This window comes from Pseudomonas syringae group sp. J254-4 (assembly GCF_032586855.1).
In the GTDB taxonomy this organism is placed as follows: Bacteria; Pseudomonadota; Gammaproteobacteria; order Pseudomonadales; family Pseudomonadaceae; genus Aquipseudomonas; species Aquipseudomonas amygdali.
On the sequence record NZ_JAWHOO010000008.1, the window covers coordinates 87,668 to 101,342 of the forward strand.

13 protein-coding genes are annotated in these 13,675 nt (G+C 57.0%); 9 read left to right on the plus strand and 4 right to left on the minus strand.

All coding sequences use genetic code 11. The features are described from left to right. Nucleotides 1-81: 81 nt before the first annotated feature. Nucleotides 82-1,659 carry a sensor domain-containing diguanylate cyclase gene (locus RYB09_RS12230; protein ID WP_316888636.1) on the minus strand — a complete coding sequence of 526 codons (1,578 nt, stop codon included), beginning with the start codon at nucleotides 1,657-1,659 and terminating at the stop codon, nucleotides 82-84. 237 nt (nucleotides 1,660-1,896) lie between these two features. Here RYB09_RS12230 and RYB09_RS12235 point away from each other — a divergent pair, with 237 nt between their 5' ends. Beyond that, complete coding sequence (locus RYB09_RS12235; RefSeq protein ID WP_122260012.1) at nucleotides 1,897-2,589, plus strand: hypothetical protein; 693 nt, start codon at nucleotides 1,897-1,899, stop codon at nucleotides 2,587-2,589. A gap of 107 nt (nucleotides 2,590-2,696) precedes the next feature. Here the strand turns inward: RYB09_RS12235 and RYB09_RS12240 are convergent, their stop codons facing one another. Next, complete coding sequence (locus RYB09_RS12240) at nucleotides 2,697-3,884, minus strand: MFS transporter (protein WP_316888638.1); 1,188 nt, start codon at nucleotides 3,882-3,884, stop codon at nucleotides 2,697-2,699. A gap of 110 nt (nucleotides 3,885-3,994) precedes the next feature. Here RYB09_RS12240 and RYB09_RS12245 point away from each other — a divergent pair, with 110 nt between their 5' ends. From RYB09_RS12245 to RYB09_RS12255, 3 genes are all read left to right on the plus strand, one after another. Then, a complete protein-coding gene (locus RYB09_RS12245) occupies nucleotides 3,995-4,621 on the plus strand; it encodes a TetR/AcrR family transcriptional regulator (protein ID WP_219169189.1) in 627 nt (208 codons plus the stop codon). A gap of 101 nt (nucleotides 4,622-4,722) precedes the next feature. Next, nucleotides 4,723-6,576: an ABC transporter ATP-binding protein gene (locus RYB09_RS12250; protein ID WP_316888641.1), complete on the plus strand. Its 1,854-nt coding sequence runs from the start codon at nucleotides 4,723-4,725 to the stop codon at nucleotides 6,574-6,576. A gap of 124 nt (nucleotides 6,577-6,700) precedes the next feature. Then, complete coding sequence (locus tag RYB09_RS12255) at nucleotides 6,701-7,576, plus strand: LysR family transcriptional regulator (RefSeq protein WP_122260058.1); 876 nt, start codon at nucleotides 6,701-6,703, stop codon at nucleotides 7,574-7,576. Nucleotides 7,577-7,635: 59 nt separating this feature from the next. Here the strand turns inward: RYB09_RS12255 and RYB09_RS12260 are convergent, their stop codons facing one another. Then, nucleotides 7,636-8,061: a VOC family protein gene (locus RYB09_RS12260; RefSeq protein WP_024660034.1), complete on the minus strand. Its 426-nt coding sequence runs from the start codon at nucleotides 8,059-8,061 to the stop codon at nucleotides 7,636-7,638. A gap of 247 nt (nucleotides 8,062-8,308) precedes the next feature. On the opposite strand from RYB09_RS12260, the gene RYB09_RS12265 reads away from it, so the two are divergent. The 4 genes from RYB09_RS12265 to RYB09_RS12280 all read left to right on the plus strand — a co-directional run bounded on the left by RYB09_RS12265 (nucleotide 8,309) and on the right by RYB09_RS12280 (nucleotide 11,200). Beyond that, nucleotides 8,309-8,890 (plus strand): TetR/AcrR family transcriptional regulator, encoded by a 582-nt coding sequence (locus tag RYB09_RS12265; RefSeq protein WP_316888645.1) that lies wholly within the window; start codon nucleotides 8,309-8,311, stop codon nucleotides 8,888-8,890. A 54-nt stretch (nucleotides 8,891-8,944) separates the two neighbouring features. Next, entirely contained in the window at nucleotides 8,945-10,048 is a 1,104-nt protein-coding gene (locus tag RYB09_RS12270) for an alkene reductase (protein WP_058402303.1), read from the plus strand. A gap of 47 nt (nucleotides 10,049-10,095) precedes the next feature. Continuing rightward, nucleotides 10,096-10,482: a nuclear transport factor 2 family protein gene (locus RYB09_RS12275; protein ID WP_058402302.1), complete on the plus strand. Its 387-nt coding sequence runs from the start codon at nucleotides 10,096-10,098 to the stop codon at nucleotides 10,480-10,482. Between the two features lie 61 nt (nucleotides 10,483-10,543). After that, entirely contained in the window at nucleotides 10,544-11,200 is a 657-nt protein-coding gene (locus RYB09_RS12280) for an NAD(P)H-binding protein (RefSeq protein WP_058402301.1), read from the plus strand. A gap of 16 nt (nucleotides 11,201-11,216) precedes the next feature. Here the strand turns inward: RYB09_RS12280 and RYB09_RS12285 are convergent, their stop codons facing one another. Next, nucleotides 11,217-12,314 (minus strand): NADH:flavin oxidoreductase, encoded by a 1,098-nt coding sequence (locus RYB09_RS12285; protein WP_058402300.1) that lies wholly within the window; start codon nucleotides 12,312-12,314, stop codon nucleotides 11,217-11,219. A gap of 138 nt (nucleotides 12,315-12,452) precedes the next feature. On the opposite strand from RYB09_RS12285, the gene RYB09_RS12290 reads away from it, so the two are divergent. Next, on the plus strand, nucleotides 12,453-13,355 hold the full coding sequence (locus tag RYB09_RS12290) for a LysR family transcriptional regulator (RefSeq protein WP_122260022.1): 903 nt from the start codon (nucleotides 12,453-12,455) through the stop codon (nucleotides 13,353-13,355). The last annotated feature ends 320 nt before the right edge of the window (nucleotides 13,356-13,675 follow it).

Here is a 13,675-nt window from a genome sequence, read left to right on the forward strand (position 1 = left end):
CCCAAATCTGGAAACTTTAAGCTCGTCGTCGAAAGGCCCTTTGGATGGTAGAAAGCGGTCACGACTTTACAAGACCTCAACTCAGCAGTGGCCTGAATCCAGAACGGGCTGGCCTATGAACTGCTTTCGTGTGGAATGGGCCATCGACCGCCCCTCGACGCAGTTGCGACCTCTGGTTTTGGCGCAGTAAAGAAGTCGATCTGCTTCCCTCAGGGCCGCTGTGTAACCCTCCTTCTCGAGTGCGTTGATCGCAACCACGCCCGAGCTGATTGTTACGTTCCCCAGCGGGCTGGCGGAGTGCTCTATCAGTGCGTTTTCAATGGATAACCTGACCTCTTCGGCAACGCTTAAAGCACCCGTTAAATCTGTGCCAGGCAACAGAATCACAAACTCTTCTCCGCCATATCGTGCGGCCAGGTCGCCAGGCCGCTTGATACCGCTTCCGATAAGCCCCGCTACCTGGCTTAGGCAGTCGTCGCCCCGCAGATGGCCGTAGCAGTCGTTGTATTGTTTGAACCAGTCAATATCCAACAAAATAAGGGCGATGGATGAGTTATCTCGGGAAGCTCGTTCCCACTCCAGTTGAAAGGTAGCGTCGAAACAACGCCGATTGGCCAGATGCGTCAAACTGTCGGTCCTGGCGATGATCTCGAGGTCGGCTCTGGCGATACTCAACTCATTTTCCGCAGTGATCAGGTGCCGGATTTGCCTGTATAGCAAGATGCCGAGTAAAACCAGGGTCAAACTGATCATGCCGACCAGCGCCATGGATCGATATGCATAAGCCCACCAAGGGGCGAATACATGCTCGCAGGACACACCAGCGGCGGCGACGATAGGCAATCCGGACACCCGCCGATAGGCATAAATTCTTTCCACGCCATCCACTACAGACTTGAACACAGCGGTGCCGCTCTCGCTGTATGGCAGATAGCGAGTGAACAGATCACCTTTGGCGATATTGGTGGTCATCAATGCTGCCAGCGTCGGTCGTCGAGCCAGCAGGTCGCCATTGTTCAGCGCGAGGAAAATAACGCCCTTGTCGTCCACATCCATGCGTTTGAAGAATGATTGAAAATAGGCCACAGGCACAGTCGCCAGAGCCACACCTGCGAATGTGCCATCCGCAGTATTGATACGTCGGCTGATCGGGATGACCCGGTCTCCCGTGCTGCGGCTCTCAATGATGGAACCGATGTGGATGGACTCGTCGGCGTTGTCGCGGTGATAGACGAAGTACGCGCGGTCGCTGTTGTTTTTTACCTGTATACCTTGAGAAAAAGAGTTGGCGACCCAGTTGCCTTGGGCATCGTAGATAAAAAGCCCCTGAATGCCGTTGACGTTCAACACGTCCTGAGCCATTCGCTTCGCCAGTCGAGCTTGCTGAGGCCCTTCTACACCATCGTGCTCCACGCGTTCCGCGAGATCACGCAGGGTATTATCAGCCTGTCGTACCGTATCCTGAGCTTGCTGCTCGGCAGCAAGAACGATGTTTGAAACCGTAATTGTGGCGGTAGCGACACGCTCACGCCTGGACTGGTTCATTTGCCAGGCTGTAGCCAAAACCAGCGATACACACACCAGAGCAATAAAGCCAATCAGTGCTTTGGTGAGCATGGAAGGCGCGAGCCTGACTGAGGATCGGTAAACATGCTTCATGGGTGCGTCATCAAATTGACTTTGAACGCTTTATGCATCTTTCGTACCCTGATAGCGGGTCTGGCCAGTGCCTTCACTTCTTGCTTGTCTCCGGTTAAAGCCGAGGTGCTGACTGGACCTCCTGGCTAATGGTCCGTGACATCCTCGCGTTGCTCCACTAAATTACGCCCCCCGAAACGCCCTGAGCCTTTCGCGCCTCAAACCTGAAATGCCTCAAACCTGAAATAGTGAAATTCAATGCCTGATTCCCAGACCAACGAAGCCCTGACCTCCTCCAAGCTGGAATACGAAAGCGCAATTGGTCTTTCCCAGCACGTGGCGCAGGCCAAGACCATCAGCGAGATGGTGCTTGATGCGTTCCAGACCGCCAAGGAAAGCGAAGAAATCCGTGAGCTGCGTGCCGCCATTCGCTTGGCGCAGGATGAGCACGATGACGACAAAGCCTACGAACTGATGGGCCAACTGAAGCGCCTCAAGGATGCCGAAGCGGCAGACAGCGCAGCACTGGCCGATCTTGGCACGCAGTTCCCGATCAGCCGTATTCTGTCCAGCTACAAGAATGACCCGGCATTTCAGGAACTGGTCTACGGCCTGGCGCTCAAGGTGCTGAACCAGACGCATCAGGCGATCAGCAACCCCACTACCGCCAAGAGCAAGACAACGCGTGCCCGCAAGGAAGCCGAGGTCTACACCATCAGCAAGGATGGCCAGAGTGTCAGCCTGCCGTTGCGCACCCCGCGTTCCAACCTTAATGTCGACCGCGAAGCCCTCGAGTTTCTTGGCTTCACCTTTGTCGGTGAAGGCGATACCGCCGAACTGCAGGAAACAACCTTCGTCGACAATGAAGGCAGCGAGCTGCCGGTGACCCGTAAAAACATCGTCACCGCGCTGCAACAGGGCAAGGCATTCAACGCTTACAGCATCGCCTGATGAATGATCGGCCGGTGACCCGATCACGCCATCGCGGTCGCCTGGCCGACCGCCGTCTGTTGAGCGAAAAGCAAGTCCAGTGGTTGCCTCCAGCCACTGGCACCGATTTACTCCAGAAGCCGATCGCCTCGCGCAAAACCATGAACCCGCGCCCGTAGCGCAATAATCAGGCTCAGCACTGACAACACAAACAAGACCCAGGGAAATACACCCACGCCCCAATGTCCAAGCAGCACACCACCCAGTAACCCACCGCCTGCAATAGCGCTGTTCCAGACGACGACATTCATCGAAAGCGCCACGTCAGCGCCCTCGCCTGCCGAGTCGGCGAGCGCGGTTTGCAGAAGCGTAGCGGCACCGCCAAAGGTCAGACCCCAGATAAATACGCCTGCATAGATGGCCAGGGCCGAGCCAGAAAACACACCCAGGAACACCGAAACCGCCGCGAAGCTCGCGAGGCTGGCCAACACCGTCTTGCGTAAATGACGATCAACCAGCCGTCCCGTTACCCAGATGCCCGCCAGCGCGGCGACACCGAATGCCAGCAATACCAAATCGACGTCCCTCGCCAACCCGGCCTCGGAAACAAACGGCGCGACGTAGGTATAAAGAATGTTGTGAGCCAGCATCCAGGTGAAGACCACTCCCAGTACCGAGCGTACGCCCGGGGTGAAAAAGACCTGACGCAATGCCATGCGCTTAGCCGCGGACTGGCCAGGATAGTCCGGCACTTTGATCAGCACCCAGACGATCAACAGCAGGGTCATTGCGGACATCAATCCGAATGCCATGCGCCAGCCCATCAATCCGCCCAGCCAGGTTCCCAGAGGCACGCCCAATGACAACGCGATGGGCGTTCCCACCATTGCGATCGCCAGCGCGCGGCCCTGCAATTGGGGAACGACCATACGTCGTGCGTAACCCGCGATAAGGCTCCAGGCCAGCCCCGCAGAGACGCCAGCGAAAAACCTCGCGATCAGGGTCAGCCAGTAGCTGGAAGACAGCGCAGTGACGGAATTGAACACCAGGAAGCCGACAATCGTCAGCAACAAGACTGTTCGGCGACGCCAGCTTTGCGTAGCGATGGTCAGCGGAATGGCTGCCAGCAGTGAGCCCAACGCGTAAACAGTCACCATTTGCCCTGCAAACGATGCCGAGACTCCCAGGCCACTGCCGATTTCGGGCAGCAAACCCGCAGGCAACGTCTCGGTCACGATGCAAATGAACCCTGTCATCGCCAAAGCCAGCAATGCCCCGAGCGGAAGTTTTTCGCTCTGTTTCTCGTCTGTCGTCATTCGAATCTCCCCACTAATATACTGATCGATACAAATATAGGCAGAACACCCCAGGTGGTCAACGACTTATGTATCGACTAGTATTTAAATAATTCTGGAGGAGACCCGGCATGGCACAGATGGGACGTCCGCGCACGTTTGACCGTGACGTGGCAATCACTCAGGCGCTGCATTTGTTCTGGGAGCATGGATACGATGCGACATCCCTGAGCCAATTGAAGGCGAACATAGGCGGAGGCATTACCGCGCCAAGCTTTTACGCCGCTTTTGGCTCGAAACAGGCACTGTTCAATGAGGTGATGGAGCGCTATCTCGCCACCCACGGTCGGGTTACCGACAGCCTGTTTGACAACACTCTGCCGCCCAGGGAGGCGATTGAACTCACCCTTCGCCGGTCCGCAAAAATGCAGTGCGAGCCCGATCATCCCAAGGGCTGCCTGGTGGCGTTAGGTCTGATGAGCACGTGCTCGGAAGAGAGCAAGGCGATTTCCGCACCGCTCGCAAAAGCCAGGAACCTGAATCGTGCGGGTATCGTTGCCTGCATCCACCGCGCCGTTGCTACAGGGGAATTGCCCGCGACGGTGATACCGGAGGCTCTCGCTGCTGCGTTCGACAGTTTTCTTCTGGGCTTGTCTACACTGGCTCGCGACGATGTTCCACATGCCACACTGGATGCCGCAGTCACTCAAATGATGGGCCTGTGGGATAGTCTGCGTAGTGTTACCGACGACCAATGACCCGCAGGTCCAGACTCATCTGCATTCCCTGGTAACGCCTTGATGCATTGCGCATAGGCGTCCAATGCCAGAATCTTCACCAAATCCTTTCGGAGACCACCATGCTTCGCGCGTTTGAAAAATGGCTCGACCCCTTCCCGCCCGACGAAGTGCCGCCGCCTCCTGACGGCCTGGTGCGGTTTCTCTGGGCCTGCACACGGGGAGCACGTGGCTACATCCTGGCGCTTGCGCTACTGAGTGCCGGCGTATCGATTTACGAAGCCTGGCTGTTTTCTTTTCTCGGGCAGGTCGTGGACCTGCTGTCGGCGTGGAAGGCCGGCGACGCGACGGCCATGCAGGAAAGTAGCGTGCTGTGGGGCATCGGCCTGGTATTGCTGGCCAGCATCGGGCTGGTCGCGTTGCGTACGATGGTCCAGCACCAGGTATTGGCGATCAACCTGCCATTGCGGCTGCGCTGGGACTTCCATCGGTTGATGTTGCGCCAAAGCCTTTCTTTTTTCTCCGATGAATTCTCTGGCCGTGTCACCACCAAGGTGATGCAGACGGCCCTGTCGGTGCGTGAGGTGCTGTTCACCCTCATCGAAATCGCACCCGGAATCGGGGTGTACTTCATCGCGATCATTGCATTGGCCGGCGGCTTCGACCTGAAGCTGATGCTGCCTTTCATTGCCTGGATCGCCCTGTTCGGTCTGGCCATGCTGTATTTCGTGCCTCGCCTGGGCAAAGTCGGACAGGAGCAGGCTAACGCGCGCTCATCGATGACCGGGCGTATCTCGGATGCCTACACCAACATCACCACTGTGAAGCTGTTCTCCCACTCCAAACGCGAGGCGCACTTCGCACGTGCTGCAATGGAGGACTTCAAGCTCACCGGCTTTCGCCAGATGCGCCTGGTCAGCCAGTTCGAGATCGTCAATCAGGTACTGGTGGTCGCGTTGATCATGGGTGCAGGTGGTTATGCCCTGTGGCTGTGGCACCAGGGTCAGGTTGGCACCGGTGCCGTTGCAGCGATTACCGCCATGGCGTTGCGCGTCAATGGCATGTCGCACTGGATCATGTGGCAAATGACCTCGCTGTTCGAGAACATTGGCACCGTACAGGACGGTATGGAAACCTTGACCCGCGGCCCCAAGGTTCAGGATGCGCCGGATGCAGCCGCCCTGGTCACCACGGGTGGTGCGGTAACCTTTGACAATGTGAGTTTCAATTACAACGGCGAACGTCAGGTGCTCGATGCGCTGAACCTGACCATTCGGCCGGGTGAAAAAATCGGCCTGGTGGGTCGCTCCGGCGCCGGGAAATCCACACTCATCAACCTGCTGTTGCGCTTCTATGACTTAGATGAAGGAGCAATCAGCATCGACGGGCAAAATATTGCGCACGTCACCCAGGACAGCCTGCGTAGCGCCATCGGCATGGTCACTCAGGACACATCCCTGCTGCACCGTTCCATCCGCGACAACATCGCCTATGGCCGTCCCGATGCGACTGACGCGCAAATCCACAGCGCCGCGGCCAGCGCCCAGGCCGATGGGTTCATCAGCCAACTGAGCGACAAGCAGGGCAATAGCGGCTACGACACCCTGGTGGGTGAGCGTGGCATCAAACTGTCGGGCGGTCAGCGTCAACGTGTCGCAATTGCCCGGGTGATGCTCAAGAACGCGCCGATCCTGCTGCTGGACGAGGCCACCAGCGCGCTGGACTCGGAAGTCGAAGTGGCAATCCAGGAAAGCCTCGATGAAATGATGAAAGGCAAGACCGTGATCGCCATCGCCCATCGCCTGTCTACCATCGCAGCCATGGACCGGCTCATTGTCATGGACGACGGTCGCATCATCGAACAAGGCACCCACTCCGAACTGCTCGGCAAGAACGGAACCTATGCGCGGCTGTGGCATCACCAGAGCGGCGGGTTTCTCGGCGAAGATCAGGGTTTGACCGAGGCCATGGAGTAGGTACAAGTGTGAGCGGTCCGCAATGGCTGTCGCCATTCGTGATCGCTCACATACGGGCGGGGCAACCCGCCAATAACAAATTTAATAAAAGCATTTTCAGTAAAAATACAATTATTATTTGACCATGATCAAAGAACTGAAAACATTTATTGCCGTGGCCAGAGAAGGGACTTTTGCGGCTGCCGGCAGCAAGATAGGGCTCACTCAGGCCGCCGTCAGTGCGCAGATGCAACGTCTGGAGGCGGAACTCGGTGTCGAGCTGTTTGACCGAAAAGGACGTTCAGCCCAACTCAACCGAATGGGCCAACAGGTGCTGTTACAGGGGCAGGACCTGGTGCGCCAATTCAACGCCCTGGGCACTGCTACGGTGGGGTTGCCCGCTAACGTATTGGTGACTATCGGCGCGATTGCCTCTGTACAGCGCTCATTTCTGCCGCAGGCGCTTGCCGAGTTTCACCAACGATTCGCCGCGTGCAGGACGCGTGTCATCCCGGGGCTGTCCATGGATCTGGTCAATCAGGTGGACGCTGGCGAGATCGACATGGCCGCGATCATTCGCCCACCCTTCTCGCTGCACAGTGACTTGCGATGGACTACCTTGGTGCGCGAGCCCTACCGGCTTATCGTCCCTGCCGATACGCCGGGGGATGACTGGTCGGAGCTGGTTTCAGCTCACCCATTCATTCGCTACGACCGATCGTCGTTTGGCGGCCGTCAGGTTGACCGGTTCCTGCGGCAAACCCATGTCTCGCTGCGCGAGGTATGCGAGCTTGATGAACTGGATGCGATCATCAAACTGGTGGCCAATGGCGTGGGTGTCGCACTGGTCCCAGAAACCGCGAGCAGTCAGGACTGGCCTGCTGGTGTGCGTTCCATCGATTTGCAACAACACACCTTTCATCGCGATATCGGGCTGGTACATCGCGCTCGTCGCAGCCTGAGCGAGCCCGTGCAAGCGCTGGTCGGACTGATTAACCAGCAGGCCCTGAACAAGCACTGACTCAGGACTTGCTGATCACTCAAGAGGGTCTGGCACAATGTTGCGCGCCAGGCCTTTTATCATTTTGCGAAGAGCTGGCTCATGTCTTTGAAGGCCTTGAACTCAAGGGCATTACCACAGGGATCGAACAGGAACATGGTCGCCTGTTCACCGACCTGGCCTTTGAATCGAATGTAGGGTTCGATGACGAACTCGGTGCCGAAGGATTTCAAGCGTTCCGCCAGGGCCTCCCACTGGGCCCATTCCAGAATGATGCCGAAGTGCGGGACCGGTACGTCATGACCGTCCACCGGGTTGCTGTGAACACTCTCTTGAGAAGCGGTTTTCGGGTGCTCGTGAATCACTAACTGGTGGCCGTAGAAGTCGAAATCGACCCACTGGGCGCTGGAGCGTCCTTCTGAAAGACCGAACACTTCGCCGTAAAAGGTACGTGTCGCGGCCAGATCGTAAACAGGGATTGCAAGATGGAAAGGAGAAAGACTCATCAGGACTCCGATTACAGCTCTTATTGGCTTATGAGGTCGGACGGTACGATCCCTGCCCGACGGCTTTTTCAAGGTAGCTTCATGCTAAAGCGACGCTAACCTAAAATAAATCAATATAAATTTTTCATAAGCACAAATTATTTTTGTTTATGAGCTGCGCTATTGCCACCGATTGCGGTTTTTCCATGCAGTAAATTTCGATTTTTTGTAGACGACTGGTCTATTTCAATTTAGGATGCTCGACATTATGAAGAAACCAGCCCAAGACATGCGACAGCACATCATCAATGTGGCCAGATCGCTCATGACGAACAAAGGCTATACCGCCGTCGGCCTCGCTGAGGTTTTAAGCACGGCCGGTGTACCCAAGGGTTCGTTCTATTACTATTTCAAATCGAAAGAAGAATTTGGTCAGGCACTGCTGGAAGAGTATTTTTCCGAATACCTGGGCCGAATCGATGCACTTATGGCGCGTCCCGGCAGCGGAGCCGAGCGGCTGCTGGCCTACTTTAATTACTGGGCAGAAACCCAAGGCACCGAACTTCCCGAAGGCAAGTGCCTGGTCGTCAAGCTGGGAGCGGAAGTTTGCGACTTGTCCGAGGACATGCGTGGCGTGCTCGAAGTCGGTACAGCCAAAATTATCAAACGTATTACTGCTTGCGTAGACATGGGTGCGGCCGATGGCAGCATTCATCCCGAGGGAGACCATGAAGGCTTCGCGCAATCCCTCTACCAACTCTGGCTTGGTGCTTCCCTTCTGGTGAAGGTGAACAAGTCCACAGAGTCTTTCGATAAAGCACTGACCATGACCAAGCGCCTGCTGCGTTAGCACGCGTTTTTTTAATTTTTTAGTAGACGACCGGTCCACTAACAGAGGTAATTGATGAACGACTCACGCACTACCACCGACCTTTTCTCACCCATGCAGATGGGCTCGATCAAGCTGGCCAACCGTATTGTCATGGCCCCCGTCACTCGCAGTCGCTACGACGAGGACGGCGTTCCCGATCAATTACACGCAACCTACTACGCACAGCGCGCTACAGCAGGGTTGATTGTGAGCGAAGCGACAAACATTTCCGCTCAAGGTCGAGGCTATGCCGCAACGCCTGGCATCTGGAGCGAAGAGCAAGTGGCGGGCTGGAGGAAAGTCACAGATGCGGTACACGCCGCTGGAGGCAGGATCGTCAGCCAGCTTTGGCACGTAGGTCGTTTCTCCAGTGTCGACCTGCAACCCAATGGTGAGGCACCGGTCGCTCCCTCCGCCATCAAGGCCGAGGGCAATACCTACACCGTCGACGGGTTCGTAGCGGTGTCCATGCCGCGCGCGCTTGAAACTGACGAAATCCCCGGGATCATCGAGCAATACAAACACGCGGCAGAAAACGCCAAGCGTGCCGGGTTCGATGGCGTTGAAGTCCACTCGGCGAACAGCTACCTGCTGGACCAGTTTCTGCGCGACTCCACCAATCAGCGAACCGATCAGTACGGCGGCTCGATAGAAAACCGCGCCCGCCTGACGCTTGAAGTAACCAGGGCCATCGTGGATATCTGGGGCAGTGAGCGCGTAGGTATTCGCCTGTCGCCGGTGACGCCGGATGCCGGTAACACCGCCCCTGACAGCAACGTCATGGGCCTTCATGGTTATCTCATCCAGCAACTGAACACACTCAATCTCGCCTACCTGCACTTTGTCGAAGGCGCCACTGCCACGTCCCGTGAAGTGCCTGAAGGTGTCGACATGGACGCGCTAAGTACCCAGTTCAATGGCCCGTTCATTGGCAACAATAACTATGACCTGAAGATGGCGGTAGAGCGACGCGCACAAGGCAAGATCGACGCAGTGGCTTTCGGCCGCTTGTTTATCTCCAACCCCGATCTCGTTGCGCGTCTGCGCCATGGTGCCGAACTGACCATTGCCCCGCGTGACTCTTACTACGGTGGTGGTGCCAAGGGCTATACGGACTGGCCACCGGGTAACTATTGAAACCACAGCAGCACCAGAATCAGTTTGTTTTAAACCAGGAGCCCCCCATGAGCAAAAACATCAAAACAGTCCCGACCAACGACTACAACGCAGTTATCGCAACGGCCAGCAAGTACGTAGACGGCTTGCGCACAGGCAGCGTTGCCGCTATCGCAGAAGCTTTTCACAAGGACGCTGTGATGTATGGCTTCACCAATGGTCAACTACTGGGCGGACCGATCAGCAACCTGTACACATTCGTCGAAAGCAACGGTACCGCTCCAGACATCACAACGCGTCTGGATGTCCTTGCCATCACGCCAACCACGGCAGTGGTGCGGATTGATATGGAAAAGGACGCTATCGGTGCGGACTACAATGACTACCTGACTCTGATAAAAATCGACGGCAGTTGGAAAGTGATTGCCAAGGTTTACCATCAGTTCGAAGGTTAACCCGGCTGAAATGCGCCGACGCTACTCAGCAGCGGCGCACGACTCACCAGAGGAAGATCTCATGTCAAAAATTTTCGTCATCGGCGCCGCCGGAAAGATCGGCCGACGCCTTGTAAAAAACCTTGCCGACAACGGTCACGAAGTGCTCGCACTGCACCGCAAGGAAGAGCAGTCAGCGGCCATAAAAGACACCGGCGCCCTGCCCTTGCTAGGCAACCTCAGCGAGCTGGATGCGTCTCGACTGGCCGGTTTGATGGCAGGCAGCGATGTGGTGGTTTTCACTGCCGGGGCTGGCGGCGCGGGCATCGAGCTGACCAATGCCATCGATGGCAAGGGCCTGGAAACCGCCGTGGCAGCCGCGTTGCTTGCCAAGGCAAATCGCTTCCTGCTGGTGTCGGCATTTCCTGAAGCTGCGCGCGGCACAGACACTTCAGCCGGTTTCGAGAATTACATGCGGGTTAAAAAACAAGCCGATGTGTATCTGGCATCTTCAGAACTGGACTGGGTGATTCTCAGACCGGGCACCCTGGTCGACAGCCAGGGCAGCGGTAAGGTCAGCGCAGGCCTGGCCATTGCGTATGGCGAAATACCACGCGATGACGTAGCCGCCGTCCTGGCTGCTTTGGTCGAACGACCCGGGATATCCCGGCAGATCATCGAACTGACCCAGGGCGCAACGCCTATCGACTTGGCATTAAGCACGCTTATCCCGCGCTGATACTCATCAGAAGCAATCAGACCAGTTCGCTGTCCTTGATGTTGGCAATCGGCCCGAGGATGGCCGGATCAAAGTCGCGGGCTGCTCGGCCTTCGAGCAGCAGCCGCGGCAGGTCCGGGTTTGCCAGGGCGCCCTTGCCCACGGCGATGATGTCTGCACCCTCGCGCAGCACCTGCTCGGCTTTTTCCGGGTCGTGCAGGCCGCCATTGGCGATCAGCGCAACATCGGGCGCGTAGCGACGGGCCAGTTTGACCAGACTGGCGTCACCCTGGGCAAAAGCAGGTTGCCATGCTTCGTGTTCCGTCACATGAATGTAATCGACTCCGGCATCTGCCAGCGTACCGAAAATGATCTCGGCATCGCGCTCGCCTCCCGCCCATTTATGTTGGAAGTCGTTGACCTTGCCCTGTGAAAGGCGCACACCGACCGGTGCCTGCCCGGCCATTTTTTTCACTTCGGCAATGACATCGAGCGTCAGGCGCAGGCGCTGCTGAACATCACCTCCCCATCGATCGGTACGCTGATTGCTGTAGTCGGTCAGAAACTGGTCCAGCAAATAACCATTTGCGCCGTGAATCTCGACACCGTCAAAGCCCGCAGTGCCCAAAGCCAGCTGCGTGGCACGGGCGAACCCGTCGATGGCCTCGGCGATATCCTTGTCGCTCATGGCTCGCGGAATCCGGTAGCTGCCCGCGCCGTAATAGAACGCCATCTGCTCGCCCTTGGGACGAATGGCCGAAGGGCCAGCCGACTCGTTGACGAAACGATTGGCCTGGCTGAGTGCCCCCGCGTGCATGATCTGCGCAATCATCGCACTGCCATGGCGATGAACGGCATCGGTGGCAGCACGCCATGCCTGAGCCTGCTCGTCATCGGTGAGCCCGGGCTGGAAGCGGTAGCCTTGGGAAGAACTGCGATCTGTATAGCTGCCCTCGGTGATGATCAGGCCAAAACCACCCTTGGCGAACCGCTCGTAATAGCGCGTCATGTTCTGCGTTGCATTGCCCTGCTCGTCCGCGCTCACGCGTGTCATGGGTGCTACCGCAAACCTGTTCTTCAGTTTCAGATGACCCATGTCGAACGGGGCTGTAACGTGTTTGTTTATCTCGCTCATACTTCAAACCCTCACTGTGCAGATCGCCTGCGAATTGCCCGCAGCAGCTGACATAACCTGCATGACGGTAAGTGCTGTGGCAGCCCATTGGAACCCAGCCGTTCAGATAAGGCGCTTTAACGGAAATGGATAGAACCTGTGCAAATTTCTGACATAGAGGTATTTGCGGCCATTGCATCCAGCAGGAGCCTGTCCGAAGCGGCCCGTCGACTCGGGTTATCTCCCATGGCGGTTTCCAGACGTTTGGCAGCGCTGGAAAACGACCTGAGCGTGAGGCTGGTTCACCGTACAACCCGCTCGGTATCGCTGACGGCGGAAGGCGAAGTTTTTCTGCCTCATGCCAAAACCATGCTGGAAGCAAGCGAGACCGCTCGCACCACGCTGAAGGCTGATGCAGGCTCTGCCAACGGCGTTTTGCGGGTCACGGCACCGAGTGTGTTTGGTCAGACAGTCATCATGCCGCTGCTGCCCGCATTGATGCTGGAAAACCCGGCACTGAGTATCGACCTGACGCTGTCGGACAGCATTGTCGACATCGCCGGACTGGGAATCGATGTCGCCATCCGGATTGCCACGATACGCGACTCGGCTCTGGTGGCCAGGTCGCTGGCGCCCAACCCACGGGTGGTGTGTGCAAGCCCAGACTACCTGGCGAGGCACGGCAAACCAGCGCTACTCGACGAACTCAGACACCACCCGTGCATTGCCTTGCACGCAATGCCCTGGTGGTCGTTCACAAAAAACGGCGAGCCCATCACCATTCGCGCTCAGGGCCCCTTCTCTGCCAACAGCGTCGAGGCCGTGCGCACGGCATGTAAACAAGGTATGGGACTGGCCATGCTGACCTATTGGGATGTCCGACAGGAAATCAACGAAGGCAGCCTTCAGCAGGTGGACTTCGAAGATGCCATGCCCGAACAGCTGTCTGTCACGGCAGTGCTGCCAACACGCCAGCGCGTTCCCCACAGGGTGCGCCTGTTCATTGACCGCCTTGAAGCAGAGCTCAAGAGCAAGGCAGGCGCGGCGGGAGCCACCTTGTAAACGAACGAACCGGCATCAAGCCGGTTCGCAAACCATCCACTGCAATCAGACCTGCCTGGGCTGCGTGATCAGGATACTCAGCGACAATTCCGCTGCTGGATTCGCCTGCGCGCCCTGATGCTGCGGGCTGACTCACCCGTAAAATCAGCAATGGGTGGCAATCAGGAAAGAACAGGTTCCACCCCGCTTCTCCCTGGAATCGCTGCGAACCTACACCGCAGACATTAGCCAAGCACCACAAAATACCTATAAAGCATAATAAATTATCAAATAAATCATAAAAACCTATATTAGCTTAGAAGAAAAAATACTTTTACAGC